At 64.7% G+C, this 15940-nt stretch carries 9 protein-coding genes and 1 pseudogene; 1 reads left to right on the plus strand and 9 read right to left on the minus strand.

Annotated elements, in window-relative coordinates:
* Positions 1-177: 177 nt before the first annotated feature.
* The 9 genes from RHODMAR_RS05395 to RHODMAR_RS05435 form a co-directional block, all read right to left on the minus strand.
* Positions 178-1128 (minus strand): hypothetical protein, encoded by a 951-nt coding sequence (locus RHODMAR_RS05395; protein WP_008712118.1) that lies wholly within the window; start codon positions 1126-1128, stop codon positions 178-180.
* A 260-nt stretch (positions 1129-1388) separates the two neighbouring features.
* Positions 1389-4706 (minus strand): arabinosyltransferase domain-containing protein, encoded by a 3318-nt coding sequence (locus RHODMAR_RS05400; protein ID WP_042938104.1) that lies wholly within the window; start codon positions 4704-4706, stop codon positions 1389-1391.
* 87 nt (positions 4707-4793) lie between these two features.
* A complete protein-coding gene (locus tag RHODMAR_RS05405; protein ID WP_008712121.1) occupies positions 4794-8015 on the minus strand; it encodes an arabinosyltransferase domain-containing protein in 3222 nt (1073 codons plus the stop codon).
* A 1-nt stretch (position 8016) separates the two neighbouring features.
* Positions 8017-9786, minus strand: a complete 1770-nt coding sequence (locus tag RHODMAR_RS05410; protein ID WP_008712123.1) for a hypothetical protein — start codon at positions 9784-9786, stop codon at positions 8017-8019.
* Positions 9787-9845: 59 nt separating this feature from the next.
* Positions 9846-11840 carry a galactan 5-O-arabinofuranosyltransferase gene (locus RHODMAR_RS05415; protein WP_008712125.1) on the minus strand — a complete coding sequence of 665 codons (1995 nt, stop codon included), beginning with the start codon at positions 11838-11840 and terminating at the stop codon, positions 9846-9848.
* 4 nt (positions 11841-11844) lie between these two features.
* A complete protein-coding gene (locus RHODMAR_RS05420; RefSeq protein WP_008712128.1) occupies positions 11845-12609 on the minus strand; it encodes a decaprenylphospho-beta-D-erythro-pentofuranosid-2-ulose 2-reductase in 765 nt (254 codons plus the stop codon).
* Positions 12606-14057 carry an FAD-binding oxidoreductase gene (locus tag RHODMAR_RS05425; protein ID WP_008712129.1) on the minus strand — a complete coding sequence of 484 codons (1452 nt, stop codon included), beginning with the start codon at positions 14055-14057 and terminating at the stop codon, positions 12606-12608. Before RHODMAR_RS05425 ends, RHODMAR_RS05420 begins: the two co-directional genes overlap by 4 nt.
* Positions 14058-14097: 40 nt before the next feature.
* Positions 14098-14808, minus strand: a complete 711-nt coding sequence (locus tag RHODMAR_RS05430; RefSeq protein WP_008712131.1) for a hypothetical protein — start codon at positions 14806-14808, stop codon at positions 14098-14100.
* Complete coding sequence (locus tag RHODMAR_RS05435) at positions 14799-15275, minus strand: hypothetical protein (protein WP_008712134.1); 477 nt, start codon at positions 15273-15275, stop codon at positions 14799-14801. The genes RHODMAR_RS05430 and RHODMAR_RS05435 overlap by 10 nt, the downstream gene beginning before the upstream one ends.
* A 139-nt stretch (positions 15276-15414) precedes the next feature.
* Here RHODMAR_RS05435 and RHODMAR_RS05440 point away from each other — a divergent pair.
* Positions 15415-15932: pseudogene (locus tag RHODMAR_RS05440) on the plus strand (GtrA family protein).
* Positions 15933-15940 lie beyond the last annotated feature (8 nt).

The raw sequence follows: 15940 nt of genomic DNA on the forward strand, positions 1-15940 counted from the left end.
CGGACCTTCGTACACCAGGGTCGCTCCGCTCCCGTTCGGGATCAATGTGGGTTTCAGTCACTCAGATTGCAACGAAGTCGCATTCATTCATTTGTCTCTTTGAGCCAGAAGCGAATGAATGCGGCTTTGTTGCAGTTGGAGTGCCTGCAAGCGGCATTCATTCGATGTTGTATCGGCTCACCGAATGAACAGCGAGGGGCGTGGTCTCGCCAGGGCCTGTTGATAGCCTGCGCGAAGATCCGCAAGCACGCGCTGAGGGGCGTCCCGTATGTCCTGCGGCAGATGCGACACCACGATCGCACCGTGACGTTGCATGAGAGCTCGGCGCGCCATCGTGTTCGCATGGTCGATCGGTGACAGGTGGTGGGCGAGCGAGTCGATTTCCCACCCGAAGCAGATCGCGTCCACGAATCCATCGGGACTGCCGAGGAACGTACCGTCAGCTGCGAAGAGGCGGGCGTTGTGAATCATCGGTGGGAGCCCGCTCGATCGGTAGAGCCGCTGAGCGTCCGCCTCGGCGACGGAGTGGGCGTTTCCGTCCAGATCCCCGATCGCCAACCGCGTCGATGCGCTATACCGTCTTGGCCCCTCCGCCAACTCGATTGCCAGCTCTTCCAGTGATACCGCACCCCGTCTGATGATCTCCGCAATCAACGCCGTGCATTGAGATCGACCGCGTAGTGCACGGGTCGCGTCGACGACACTTCGGGATACCGGAGCACAGCGCGGACCGTGGTTGAAAACGGCTTCGGGCATCCGCCAGGTGCGTTCGGCTCGCACGAACTTGACGGATGCTCGCTGCATCTCGTTGGGCACGAGAATGTGAACCTCGTTCGAGGGTGGATTCGGGCCCAACCCATGGATACTCAATGCCGCGTTCCCAGTGAGGATGCTGCCTGGCCCGCCGTACGCCAGGGCCGCTGCCATCCGTTGTCGGTGAGATGGGTAGCCGTTGTACAGCAGCACCACACCTGGCAGCAAGTGCTGCCAGGGTCCGCCGGCAGCGCATCTGCCGGCCACCGTCCCATCCGCGACACCAGCGGCCCGCAGCTGTGCCCTTGTCACGACGCCGTGATCGGCGACGTCCGCGAGTATGGATAGGTCTGTGGCCCAAGCTCCCCGTTTCATGCCTCGACTGTCGAACGCGACACCGACACTCCGACGCGGAAAACAGTCGTTCAAGGTTTCCCAGTGGATGGGTGCCGAAGTTGTGCACAACTGCGTCGACTTGTGGCGTACGCACCGGAAATTTGTCGGGGGTGAGTGCTAGGGCCCCGGTCGGCCGACAACGCACCCACCCCTTCTGAATGAATGCGGGATTCAGTCAGTCAGAGTGCAACAAAGGGACATTGATCCCCAAGGGAGCGGCGGAGACTGGGGGCGAGCGATCAGTCCTCGAATACGCGCAACTGGCCGTCCTTGTACCAACCCAATCGGGTGACGTCAGCGGTGTTCACCTCGGCGGGCACGGCGTTGGGGTAGTACTGCTCGTAGCGTTCGAGTGATCCCCAGTCTCTGCCCCAGTCGTTGTCGAGATACGTCGGGATGGCGGTGGGCTTGGCGAGCAGTTCGGACCAGCCCAGTGGGCCGCCGTTCTCGCCGGATTGCCAGGTGTCGGTGGAGCTGACGGCAAGTGGGCGGTCGGGGAGGATGCGGTATCCGGGGACCTCGGCGATGCCGTATCGGTGGTCGAAGGGGCGCTGGCACGGGAACTGCAGTCCGACGGCCCAGTCGAGCAGCACGGGCTGGTCGCTGCCGATCACAGTGTTGAGGTTTTCCATCACGGGCACTCGCGGTGGGGTGAACGCGAGCCATTGGTCGCCGGTGAGGTTGGGGTCGTTGGCGACGATGCGGACGGCATCGGCGTCGGGCGCGATGTCTGCCAACGGGATTCGGAGGTTGCGCCACGAGGGTGCGGGTCCGATGTCTCGGGGCAGGTAGGTGCCCTGGGCCTGGACGGTGCCGTCGGGCTGTCGTGTGCCGTATTCGAGCAGCAGCGACTGTCCGTAGGTGAGGGCTCCGGTGTCGTCGTACGACCAGATGCGTCCGGCTGCGGAGAAGACGATCAGAGGTGCATCGTCGCTGCGAGCGGGCAGTTGGTACCAGCTCGAGGTGGCCTTCGCGGGCTCTTGGATACCCTCCTGGTATGAGCCGAGTACGGGGGTGGTGGCGGGGTCGAGGCCGAAGGGGAGGGCCGCGGTCGAGCCGTTGACGCCCACCGCGCCGGTGCCGCCTGCGGTTCCCGAGCTCTGGCCTTCCTCGAAGGCGGGCCCGACGGCCTGTTGGTCGGTATTGCCTTGTCCTGGTTTGACTTCCACTGCGTCGGCGCTGAGGTCGCTGGGGACACCGTTGGCGGTGAAGTTACTCAGGGTCGAACTCGAGCCGCCGAGGGGGCCGGCGGCGGGATCGAAATCGCCCGGAAGTGGGTTCAGTATCCCCGCGTTGGGGTCCGACTCGACGAGCACATCGTTGGCGAGTCCACACGAATTGCCCAGCACCGATTGCACATTCGATCGTGCCAGTGAGTAGGCCGGGTACTGGGAGACGGCTCCCTTGACGAGGGAAAGTATCTCGAACAGCACCATGATTCCGGCGATGACGGTCAGCGGAGCGGCCGCGAACTTGCGGATGCGCCTACCACGCGTCGACGACGGTTTCGGTTGCGGCGGAGCGTATCCCTCGCGCAGGTACTGGAACGCGGCGACGGCGAGGACGAGTCCGAACAGGATGAGGAACAGGGTGCCGGATTCGTTGCCTCCCAGCGATACCGTCTTGTCGAACCACGGCACGCCGTAGCTCGAGACATACCAGTAGCCGTTGATGCCCGAGAACGACAGCGCGAGTACGAACATCAGACCGGCTGCGAACAGTGAACGGTTTCGTCGCGAGCGCAGTGCACTGGCGGAGACGGCCACAGCCGTCAGTGCGGCGAGTCCGCCGGCGATTCCCGCGTAGGACCCGAAGTGGTGAGTCCACTTGGTGGGGTTGAACATCATGAAGAAGATGGTCCCCAGAACGACGCCGAGCAGGCGCCAGGCCGGCCCGTTCGCGATGCCGGGAATACGCCTGCGGCGCAGCAACACGAACAGCGTGGTGAACAGGCACAGGATCATCGTCAGGAACGCGAAGCGGCGGGCAACGGAGCCGTCGACGGTCTGGACGAAGAGGTAGTAGTAGCGCAGGAAGTCCTGGTACCAGGCCTCGTTGGGGCCGATGATGGTGCGCACTCGGGTGGATTCGATGACCGTCGCGTACGTCTGGTCGGCGAACACCACGACGAGTACCAGCACACCGGCCGCGGCCAACGGTGCCAGCAAGGCCAGGGTGCCGACCTGGCGGTGGCGTCGAACGACGATACGAGCGATGGGCCGTGCGCCGGCGAGAAGTGCGGCCACACACATCAATCCGGTGGGAGCTGCTGCGAGAGTGAAGGCTCCGATCAGACACGCTGCGGCCGCGGGTAGCAGTCGGCCGGTGGCGATCGAGCGCTCCACCGAGCACCAGGTGAGAAGTGCGCCCAGGGCGACGATCGGTTCGGGCCGCAGTCCGTTGTTGTAGGGCAGCCAGAAGGCCAGGAACACGAGTCCGCCGGTCCACAGGGCAACGTTGGATTTGCGGACGGCTCGGCCGAGACGCGGCACCACCTCGCGGCTGATCACCATCCAGCACAGGACTCCGGCGATGAGGGCGGGGAGCCGCATCCACGGGCTGGCGGTCGAGATCTTGGCGAACACGGCGAGCACGTCGTAGTACCAGCCGAACGGTGCCTCGGGCACGCCGAACCAGCGGAAGTAGTTGGCCATGTAGCCGGAGTGGTCTGCGGCGCGGGCCATCGTGAGCAGATAGCCGTCGTCGGAGGTGTTCGCGCCGACGAAGTGCCAACCCACCAGCACACCGAGAACGGTGACATCGACGCCGGTGAACTTCCACCAATGCGAGGGGAAGAAGCGGCGATGTGCACGGCCGTCGGTCCCGTCGAGTCGGCCGAGTGCACCGATGGCCAGCGCCGTGCACGCGATGGCAAGGATCATGATCAGCAGCTTGAGCAGCGTCGGCGACGACGAGAAGCGGGAGTCGACGTCGACCGTGACGGACATGTCGGCCTGTGCGGCACCGCTGAGGTCGCTGAAGATACCGACGACCTGGGGGCGTAGATCGCCGTCGAGTCTGCCCTCGATCGGTCGGCCGTCGTCGCCGGTGAGGCCGGTGAACGCCGCGGAGGTGTACTGATCGTTCGAGGTGATCTCGATGGACGCGCAGCGCGTGCTCTCGACGTCGACGCGCGGTGCCGTCGCGACGACCACGTTACGGTCCAGGACGTCGACGTTCTGCTCGCCGACGCGCACGAACAGACTGTTGAGTGCGGCACCTTCACCCTGCGGGGGTGCGGTCGCCAGCAGTAACCCGCCCGACGCGGGCAATGCTGCGACGGCAGAGCACGGCAGCGTCGCGCTGAGGCTCAGCGGTGCCTGGGACACCAACGGGGCATCCACGTCCTCCAGAAGGCCGTTCTGCGGCCATTCGATGGTGGCGGTGGTCTGAGTCACGGGCGCGAACGGAGTGATGAGCGCGAACAGCACCCCGAGCACCCCGGCCACGATGGCGATCAGCCGAGGGATTCGTACCTGAGCACGAAGTTCGTCCGTGGCTCGCAGCGGAGCGGGGACAGGTGGGCCAGCTGATGAATCTGTCACGACGTCGGGCACGAGAGTCGATGTTATGCGAGCGTCACGAAGAGGTCACATGTGACCGGTTCGGGTGCTACTCCCGCTTGCGGCGGAAAAAACGGGCTATCAGTCGGTTTTCATCGGTCCGTCGCTGGCCAATCCGGACCGCGACTGCTGCTCGACGGTAATGTCGGCCTGCTGTGCGGCGGGATCGAGTGGCATGTATCTCTCGATCGAACCCCAGTCCCGGGCGTAGTCGTCGGCGAGATACGACGGCAGTGTCTGTGCCCCGAGAAGCAGTTCGGTCCAGCCGAGCGGTCCGCCGCCGAACGAGTCCTGCCAGGCATTGGTTGATTCGGCACCGGTGCGGTCGGGCAGAATCCGGTACTGCGGTACCTCGGCGACGCCATCGCGGTGATCGAACGGTCGCTGGCACGGAAATGCCAATCCGACGGCCCAGTCGAGCAACACCGGGTCGGTCGATCCGACGAGTGAGTTCAGCGTCTGCGTCTTCGGGACCCGCGGCGGCGTGACGGCGAGCCACTGATCACCCGCCAGGTCGTTGTCCTCGGCGACGATACGTACGACGTCCGCATCGCCGGGCAGGTCGTTCATCGGGACCCGCAGGTTGCGCCACGACGGCGACGGGCCGATGTCGAGTGGGGTGACCCGCCCGAGCGCGAGCACGTCCGAACCGTCACGCCGTCCGTATTCCAGTTCGACGCGTTGCCCCGGAGTGACGACGCCGTCCTTGTCCACCGACCGGATGCGGCCGGCGGCGGCGATGGAGATGAGGTCGCCGCGGTCCGATGCGCTGCCGGGCAGTGCGTACCAGCCCGAGGTCAGTGATGCAGGCTCGGTGGCACCGAAGGTGCCCAGCACGGGAGTGGTCGAGGGGTCGAGGCCGAACGGCAGAGCCACTGCGCTGCCGTTGATTCCGACGTTCTCGTTGGTTCCGCCGGAGGTGCCCGCGGAGTTCGATGACGTGCTCGATGCGCTTTGTTCGGAGTCGTCGGGGCGGATGGAGTTGGCGCTGCCCTGGGCGGTGTCCTCGGAGTCTGCGGTCAGGTCTCGGGCGACGCCGTCGGGGGTGAATCCGGTGTTGCCGCTGGCTCCGAGGGCGTCCGCACCGGGGTCGATCGGTTGCAGGACCGAGCCGTTGACGTCGGTTTCCACCTGCACGTCACCGGCTAGCCCACACGAGTTTCCGGCGAGAGCCGCAAAGTTCGAGCGGGCGATGGAGTACGCCGGATATTGCGCCACAGCACCTTTGGCGAACGAGAGCACCTCGAAGGCGACGACACCGCCGGCGACGATGGTCAGTGCCGACGGGGCGAAGCGTCGACGCGTGGTCGGTTCGTTTCTGCGGTAAGGCAATCGAACATGTTGGTAGGCGGCATACAGCAGCGTCAGCACCGTCAGGCCGAGCAGGATCGTCGAAAAGCCCTTCCCGGCGATCGACGGCGGCTTGTCGAACCACGGAATGCCGTAGCTCGAGACGTACCACCAGCCGTTGGAGCTGGTGAAGGCAAGCGCCGTCAGGAACAGGACGGCAGCGGTGAACAGTGTTCTGTTACGCGGAGATCGAACGGTGGCGGCGGTGACGGCCACCGCCGCCAGTGCGGCCAGCGATGCCGCAAGACCGGCGTAGACACCGAAGTGGTGGGTCCACTTGGTAGGGGTGAACATCATCAAAGCCAGTGCACCCAGGATGATTCCGAGTATTCGACGCGACGGCCCGGTGGCGGTACCGGGGATGCGTCCGTTCTTGCGCAGCATCACCGCGATGCACACGACGATGCACAGCAGCATCGCGAACATACCGAATCGTCGGGCCAGTGAGCCGTCGGGCGAGATGGTCATCAGTGCGTCCCAGCGCACCCGTTCTTCGAACCACGGGACGTTCGGTCCGATGGCCGCGCGCACGCGGGTCGCCTCGAGCACGGTGCTCAGAGTCTGGTCGGCGAAGATCGCGATCAGCACCGCAGTTCCCGACGCCAGCAGCGGGGCGAGAACTGCGGGTAGGCCCACCTCTCGGGATCGTTTGACCACGATCATCACCAGCGGGCGCAGTCCCGCGAGCAGTGCGGCCACAGCGATCAGTCCGGTCGGTCCGGCGGCGAGCGAGAACGCGGCGATCAGGGTTCCGACCGCGGCGGGCAACAGTCGTCCGGTGGCGATGGCGCGCTCGATCGAGCACCAGGTCAGCAGTGCACCGAGCGCGATGATGGGCTCGGGGCGAAGCCCGTTGTCGTAGGGCAGCCAGAATGCGAGGAATACCAGGCCGGCGGTCCACAGTGCGACGCGGTTGGTGAGCACTGCGCGTCCGAGGCGGGGGATGACCTCGCGGCTGATGACGAGCCAGCACAGCAAGGCTGCGATGGTGGCGGGCAGCCGCATCCAGATGCTGGCGGTGCTGATCTTGGCGAAGGCGGCGAGCATGTCGTAGTACGGCATGCCGAACGGCGCTTCGGGCACGCCGAACCAGCGGAAGTAGTTGGCCATGTACCCGGCGTTCTCGGAGACACGGGCCATGTTGAGCAGGTAGCCGTCGTCGGAGGTGTTCGCGCCGATGAAGTGCCACAGCACCAGCACCCCGACGACGACGGCGTCGACGCCGGTGATCGACTTCCAGCGCGAGGGCAGGAATCTGCGGTGGCGGCGACCGTCCAGGCTGTCGAGTCGGTGCAATGCGAACAGGGAGGCGATGACGGCGAGCGCTCCCACGATCATCGCGAGCAATTTGAATGTCGACGGAGTCGAGGAGTAGCGCGAATCGATGTCCACGCGCACGCTCAGGCCGTCGACCGGCGCGGTGAGATCGGTGAAGATGCCGACGACCTGTGGCCGGATGTCCCCCTCCACGGTGTTCGCATCGCCGTCGAGGTCGACCACCGTGCGTTCGGCGTCGGACGAGATCGTCAGTGCGCAGTCAGTGCTCAACTCGGAAAGCGGCGCTTCGGCGAGGACGCGATCGCGCAGCAGCGCTTGCAGTCGACCGTCGTCGACCCGCACGATCAGTGCCTTCTGCTCGGTCTTCGCAGCGGCTGTCGGAGCGGTGGAGACGAGGGTGCCGTTGCCGTCGAGTCGGCCGGCTGCGCTGCAGGGAATCGTTGCGTCGATGTTGAGCGGTGAGTAGCTCACCAGCGGGGCGTTGGCGCTGCCGAACGAGCTCTGCGGCCACGACAGCGAAGCGACGTCCTGCTGCACCGGAAGAAGTGGTGTCGCGATGGCGAGCACTGCGCCGATGATTCCGGTGACGATCGCGATCAGCCGTACGGTCTTGAAATCCTGGCGTCGCGAGGTCGTGGAGGTCTTCGGAACAGCAGAGGCAGGCACGCCGGACATGCTATTGGACGAGCTCCCGCACATCCCACACCCATACGCCGCCGGTGTAGACCGGTTCGACGCCGAGCAGTTCGCTGACGGTCGCGCGCAACGCGACGGTCCGATTACTGGTGGGAAGCACTACGACGTCCGCCTCCCAGAACCGCAGATCCTCGAGTGCCTGCGCACGTTGACCGTCGGTGATCTCCGGGACGGTGCCCTTGTCGTACACCGAGCCCAGCAGCAGCGCCGTGGGCCGGTCGACGGCACCGTATTTGGCCACCTTGTCTTCTTGATCGCTCGGCCCGACGAAGTATCCGGCGGCGAGCGGGAAGCCCATGTCTGCGTCCATCTGCCAGCGCAGCGGCCGAGCGTCCTCGGGCCGCGGGAGGGGCACGGTGACCACGGAACCGTCGTCGACGTAGTTCTCCCACGAACCGTCGGAAAAGAACTGCGGCGTCGGAGATTTGTCGACGGCGACCAACGGCGTCGGGATCAGAGGCACAAGTGCGAGGGCCAGCCCGGCGATCCAGAACGCAGGCAGTGGTCGCAGTCCGTTGCGGAACGCGCGGTCGGTGGCCAGCACGAGCAGCAGCGCCAATGCAGGCACTGCGCCCAATGCGAACCGGGTCTCGAGGACGGATTCGACGAGGGGGTAATCGGCCAGCTTCGACCACGGCAACGTGATGCCGGTGTCGTCCTCGCCGATGACCAGCGTGGCACCGAGCGACAGCACGCTCATGACGATTGCCGTCGCAGCGGCCGCGCGGGCGCACGCGACCCGCCACATCCAGACAGATGCGATCAGGCACAACACCAGCAGCGGCCAACCGAAGTACGCGTTTTCCTCGGTGGCGTTGATGCGGACGTTCTGGCCCGGTGCGGCGACGCCACCGAGCGATTGCTTAGGGAATTGGAACAGCGCTTTCGCGTCGTTGCCCATCGGGCCGTGTTCGAGGAACGAGTACGACTGTGGGCCGAAGAACTGCCACCACAGCGGCAGCGCGACGAGCGTCAGCGCGATGCCGGCCGACACTGCGAGACGCGGGACGGACAGACGGATTGCGGGCCACAGCGAATGCGGTCTCGACAGGTAGTAGACGACGGCGAAGATGGCGAACGACATCGCAAAGATCAGCAGCGGCTCTTCGCCGAGCAGGATCTGCAGCGCGATGATCAGGCCGAGCCCGACGGTGTTCTTGGTCGTCCCGCCGCCGTGTGCGATGCGGATGACCAGCATCGCGATGATCGGCAGCAGGAACAGCACCACGAAGTTGGGGTGGCCGTTGGCGTGGGAGATCGCGCCGGGCGCGAAGCCGCACAGTGCGCCGCCCACCGCGGCTGCGCCCTTGGAGGCGTTGAGCTGACGAGAGAACAACCAGTACCAAGCGAGGGCGGTGCCGGCCAAGCCCGCAGTGAGTGCGATGGCCCAGGTGACGGTGGGCCCGAAGAGCAGCGTGATCGGGGCCAGCGGGATCGAGATGCCGAACATCGCGGTGTTCGCCATCAGATTCACCCCGAGCGGGTAATTCTGCAGGTCACTCGACAGTGGGTTGCCCAGATTCGCGACGGCGTGGGCGGCGACGGAGAAGAACCATTCCCACATCGTCTGGTCCTGGCCGCTGTTGTAGAGGTAGCCGCCACTCAGATTGCGCCACTGGCCCTGCAGGACGTACATCGCGGCGACGAGAAATCCGACCGCCGCAACAGCGTCACCACGTCCGACGCCGGAGTGTCGAGGCGTTGCCGTGGTGGGCTGCCGCTCGAGAACGCTCTGGTCGTGGGTGGTCATCGCGTCGAGGTTACAGAAGGATCACAAGAGGCGAAAACCTGAAGGACTTGGGTCACATCTCATGACGTGCGCACCACCAGCGCGAAGGGGCCGATATCGGTGACGGTGAAGCGCGGATCCTCGAACAGCGACTCGTCGAAGGTGACGGTGTAGCGACGCACGTTCGGGTCGTTGGGGTAGACGTCCTCGGCCAGACGCAGGGTGTAGCCGTCCGCGCCGCGTCGGAACAGGAAGGCGTCCGGGGCGCGCCACTGGCTGTTGTTCAGCGCGTCGACCAGCTGATCTGGGGTCTCGAGCTCGGTCCACCGCTCGATGGCCTCGGCTCGCTGATCGAATTGCGCCAACGGGTTGGCGTAGTGCGAGGTCAGGCCTTGGAAGCCGAAGTACGGGTAGTAGCTGAGGAATGAGGTGTCGGCGGTCAGTACGACGGTCTCGTCGCGCGGTCTGCCCGTCTGTTCGGTGAGGGTGTCGTCGACCTCGCGGTAGTACGACACTGCGCTCGGCGGACGCATGTCTGCTCGATTGCCGTCGCCGTCGGTATCGGAGTACGCGACGGTGATCTCGGTCTGCAGTACCTGCGGGATGTTCTGCGCGAAGGCCATGGCACCGATGGTCGCCACGACGACGGCAGCGATACGGAACTTCGGCGGCTCGTTGATGGCCTGGTAGATCGCATGGCTGCCTTCGAGGAAACCGAAAACACCTGCGCTGCCGAGTAATACGATCAGTACCGCTTCGAGTCGGAACGAGAGCAGCGTCGTGCCCGCCGCTGTTGCGGCCATGGACAGCAGCGTCCACAGGTAGATCGAGACGACGCCGACGCCGAGTGCCTGGGCCCGGCGCGAGGAGGAGAATCGCACCGCGACCCACACTGTGCCGATCAGGCAGAGGATGCCTGACAGGGAGAACTCGAACATCGGGAACGGCAGTGTCGCACCGGCTTCGGGCAGGTAGTGCAGGGCCGTGCCCGATGTGGACGGTGCGCCGCGCAGGAAGTCGATCAGGTACGGCAGCCATACGGTAGCTGCGATGACGCCGGAGATGACTGCGATCGCGGCAACTTTGACGGCGATGGGAACCAGTGCACGCCAGGACTTCCGTTCGCGATACGCAAGGACTGCTGCGAACAGGGCCATGAGCACGACGGTGAACGCGGCCAGGCCGAGATACAGGGTGTAGAACGTTGCGGCCAGGCCGAGGAAGAGTCCGGTGCCGACCACCGCGCCCCATCCGCCGGCTCGTCCCCCATCCGGGATGAATGTCCCTTTCTTGCACTCTGACTGACTGGATGCCACATTCATCCCGTCGGGGGTGGCCGTTCCAACCCCTTCCGGGGCAGGAGTAGCAGGCCGGTGCAGCGCTCCCCAGGCGAGGATCAGCGCCGGAGCGAACAGCAGCACGATGACGGCGCTGTAGGCCTCGGGGGAGGCGTAAGCCACGACCAGCGCGGTGGTGACGGCGCTGACTGCGACGGCCCAGTCGCTGCGAATCAATGCCTTCCACAACACGAATGCCACCACCGAGGTGACGGCAAGCAGTCCGATTGCGTAGGGCTTGAACACTTCCCAGCCGTCCATGCCCAGAACATTGCCGACGCGACCGCCGAGCCAGAACCAGCCGGCCGGATAGAAGGGCGGGATGTCGATATAGGTCATGTCGCGCAACGACGCGGAATCGGTCAGTCGCGTCAGGTATTCGGTACGAAACTCCTGGTCGACGGAGATGCCGAACAGATAGAGCTTGGTTGCCGCCAGCGGCATCCCGAGGGTGACGGTGACGAACCCGGACAGTCCGATCCAGGCTGTCAGTCGAGCCGCCCACGGCCACTTGTGGATTCGGTACAGGTAGATCGACGCGGCGAACAGTACTGCGGCGACCACCTGCCCGAGCGTCGTCAGTGCCCGCGTGACGTTGGACGAATTGAACGCCGGCCACTGAACCAGAGAGAAGGCATACAACCCGACCGTCGCGACCACGACCGCGACGATCACACCGACAACTGTTTCGCCGACGGCAGAGGCGGTTCTGCGCACCGGTGCAACCCCGACTGTCATGTAGTTAGATGGGCAGCTTGCGGAAGATCGGCCGCGGCACGTGCCGCAGCACCATCATCACCAGACGCCACGGAGCGGGAGTCCAGATGAGCGGGGTGCCCTTGCGTGACGCGTTCACCGCGAGCTTCGCGATGACCTCCTTGTCGACAGTCATCGGAGCTTCCTTGACGTGCGCGCTGAACTTGGTGCGCACCATCCCCGGGCGGACGACGGTGACGCGAGGTCCGAACTCGCGTAATGCTTCTCCGAGTCCGAGGTAGAAGCCGTCGAGTCCGGCCTTGGTGGAGCCGTAGACGAAGTTCGAGCGTCGTACCCGCTCGCCTGCCACCGAGGACATGACGATGATGCGGCCGGAGGCCTGCGCCTTCATCTTCTCGCCCAGCAGCACGCCCACCGAAACGGAGGCGGTGTAGTTGATGTTCGCGGCGAGGACGGCCTTGCGCTGGTCCTGCCAGAGCTCCTCGGCATCGAAGTCGACGGCGAAGGCGACGATGGCGACGTCGACGTCACCCTTGGCCCAGGCCGCGTCGATCACCTTCGGGTGTGACGCGGTGTCGAGTGCGTCGAAGTCGATGATCTCGACGGACTTCGCGCCCTTGGCGGTCAGCTGTGCGACTGCGCTCTCGCGCAGCGGGTCGTTCGGCAGCGCAGCGAGGATGACGCGGGCCGGAGACTTCGACAGGTACTCCTCGGTGATCGCGAGACCGATCTCGCTTGTGCCACCCAGAACCAGAATCGTCTGGGGGTTGCCGACGGCATCTATCGTCACAGCAGTTCCAACCTTCTTGCCATATCGGAGGCGAAAACGCCTGTGGGGTCAACGGATCGACGGACCTTGATCCATTCGTCGATTCGCGGGTACATCGAGTGGAAGGTTTCGGCGTCGGTGCGAGAATCCTTCGCGGTGTAGAGACGACCGCCGAATTCGAGCACCCGCTTGTCGAGTTCGCGCACGAACTCGTTGAGGCCGGGTTTGATCGGGAAGTCCACGCAGATGTTCCAACCGGGAATCGGAAAGCTCAGTGGTGCTTTGTTGCCGGGCCCGAACAGCTTGAACACGTTGAGGAACGAGTAGTGCCCGGACTGCTGGATGTCGACGATGATCTTCTTGAACTCGTCCACAGCCTCCGGCGGCACCACGAACTGGTACTGCAGAAATCCCTTGGAGCCGTAGGCGCGGTTCCACTCGCTGAACATATCGAGGGGGTGGTAGAACGCCGTGAGGTTCTGCACCTTGTTGCGGTAGTTGCCCGACTTGCGGTACCAGACTTCGCCGACGGCGGAGAAGGTGTACTTGTTCGCCAGACCGTTGGGGAAGATGTCAGGAAACTTCACGAGAGGCTTCGCGTTGAAGCGCAGCGGATCCTTCTGCAACTTTTCCGGAAGCTGGTCCAGGCGCGCCAACGATCCACGTGACACGGCCGCGCGACCGAGCTTGGGGGGCGGGGCAACCGCGTCGAACCATGCGCTCGAGTAGTCGTAGTTGTTCTCGCTGCCGTCGCTGTGCAGGGCGATAGTCTCGTCGAGCGTGCTGGTGACATCGCCGTCCGCGATGAAATAGGCCGTTTCCGTCGGCGTCATTTCGATGGTCGCGCGCAGGATGATGCCGGTCAGGCCGTTGCCGCCGACCGTCGCCCAGAACAGCTTGGCGTTCTTGCCCGACGGCGTCAGGTGGCGGATCTGACCGTCCGCGGTGAGCAGTTCCATCGAGCGGACGTGGTTGCCGAAGCTGCCCGCGCTGTGATGGTTCTTGCCGTGGATGTCCGTGCCGATGGCTCCGCCGATGGTGACCTGACGGGTACCCGGAAGCACCGGAACCCACAGTCCGAACGGCAGCGCGGCGCGCATCAACTGATCGAGGTTGACGCCACCGTCGACGTCGACGATCCGCGTCGAGGCGTCGATGCTGTGAATGCCGTTGAGGGCATTCATGTCGATGACGAGTCCGCCGGAGTTCTGCGCGTTGTCACCGTACGAGCGGCCGAGGCCACGGGCGATGACGCCGCGTCGTAGGTACGACGGCTTGGAGTCGCTCTGCTCGGCAACCTGCTTGACCGCGCTGGCGATGAGCTCGGGGTCGGAGGTCGAGAGCACCTCGCCGGTGGAGGGCGCGGTGCGGCCCCAACCGGTCAGTGTGCGGGTCTGCGTGGGTAGCGGCGCAGTGTTCCCGGCCTGTGGTTCCAGGGGGAAGAGTGCGTCGTCGGCTGTCGTGGACATCGCTCAAGAGGGTACCCGCTCAGTTCTCGTCACCAGCCCACTAGGACTGTCTACCGTCGAGATCTACTGACCAACCCGGGAGGAATATGTCTTGGTGGCAGCTGTCGGTGCCTGCCTCCACGCACTGTCGCAATGGAGTCAGGTCCGGTTTGAGAGGGTAAGGGTCGGGACTGAAATCATGGATGATCCCCCAACTTCCAGCCAGTAAGCAGGTCGCCGCTACCGCGCTGAGGATCGTTTTGCCACCCGAGCTGATGACGGCCCAGAGCAGCACGATGCAGATGGCAACCGGAATCAGTATGTGGCGCTGAAATGCCTGGGATGAGGCGACCATGGACGGTCCGTACGCGTTGACTGCGGAATACAGCAGGATCACGCACAGCAGCCACAGGGGTAAGGCGACTTTGGGCAAGCACGCGACGGTGAGGGCGACGACGATGGCAAACCAGGCATAGACCGCGACCGTAAGTGCGGGGTGTGGTGTACCCGCCAGCACGTTGGTGTCGCCGAAAAGCCAGCTGCCGCCGACTCTCTCACCCGCGGTTTTGGCCAATAGGACAAGCGTTCCTCCGCCGGGCGTCGATCGCTCGGACGACAAGTATGTAGCGAGCTGGATGACCGCTCCCACCGCGGCGACGGCGACCACGTAAAGAGAGTGCCGTGTTCTGCCGTTGCGCCACCATCGCCACACAAAAAATGGCAGAAACAGCACGATCAACGGTCCGCTCAGTCCGATGAGTCCTACGGCCACCAACTCGGCTCCACGCCCGATCCGCCGTGCCGGTCAGTGCTCAGGATCAACAAGAGCAGGGTCAGACCCGCCACGAAGATCAGGTTCGCGATATTTCCGTAGGGCTCCCATAGCGGTGCCATCAGGCACAACGAGGCAAACAAGCCGCCGCGCAGGACGGGCGAGGGAATGAGCCACGCCAGTCGCGTCGACAGAGCGGGCGTCAAGAACAACAGGTGCACCACAACGGCTGCCCACAGGTAGGCAATCGGGGCAGATGTAACGGGAAGCGGCTCGAGAAGTGCGGCGACAAGGCGCGGTATCACATGCAGATAGCCTGCGTAGGGCGTGATTATGGCGGCGATACCGTCGTTGTGGGCCTCCGCGAGAAATATCTGGCCATCTTCGGCGAACAGTGCTGGAGAGCGCATCCGCGGCAGGCCTCGAAGCACGAACAGCGCGGCCGCGATAGCGGCGATGAACAACATTGGTCCGCGCCGAGCTCGAGCACTGGACGAAACTTCCTGCGCCGACGTCACACGGACAAGTTACTTGCATGCACTTTCTGCAACGAGGCGGTGTCGAGTAAAGGCCGCTGTCGACGGCGAGCCGCTAGTGTCAGTCCTCGTGTCCACCCCCGATCGCTCCACAGACGACGGCTTCACGGGCGACGACTGGTCGCCCGAAGACGACGAGCTGCAGCACCACGTCCCACTGCCCGTCGAGCTGCCGCTGACCGAAAACATCGCCGACGAGGCGCTCGACCTCAAGACGCAGGTGCTGCGCTTCCTGGCCACGGGTGTGTTGTCGGCGATAGTCGACCAGGGCGTCAACCTACTGCTGCATTTCGTGTTCGGCGTCGGCGTGACGCTGGCGAAGGCCATCGGCTTCGTGCTCGGCACCACCACGGCCTACCTGATCAACCGGCGTTGGACGTTCAACGCTGCACCGTCGCGGGCCCGGTTCATCGCTGTCGTCGCGCTGTACGGAGTGACCTTCGCCGTCCAGGTCGGGATCTACACCTGGCTCTACCAGGCCCTTCCCGACGGCTTCTGGTACGCCAACGTGGCCTTCGTCTTTGCCCAGGGCACGGCGACGGTCATCAACTTCCTGGTTCAGCGTTCGTGATCTTCAAGATCCGCTAGCTACCGTC

It is taken from the genome of Rhodococcus sp. AW25M09 (genome assembly GCF_000333955.1).
In the GTDB taxonomy this organism is placed as follows: Bacteria; Actinomycetota; Actinomycetes; order Mycobacteriales; family Mycobacteriaceae; genus Rhodococcoides.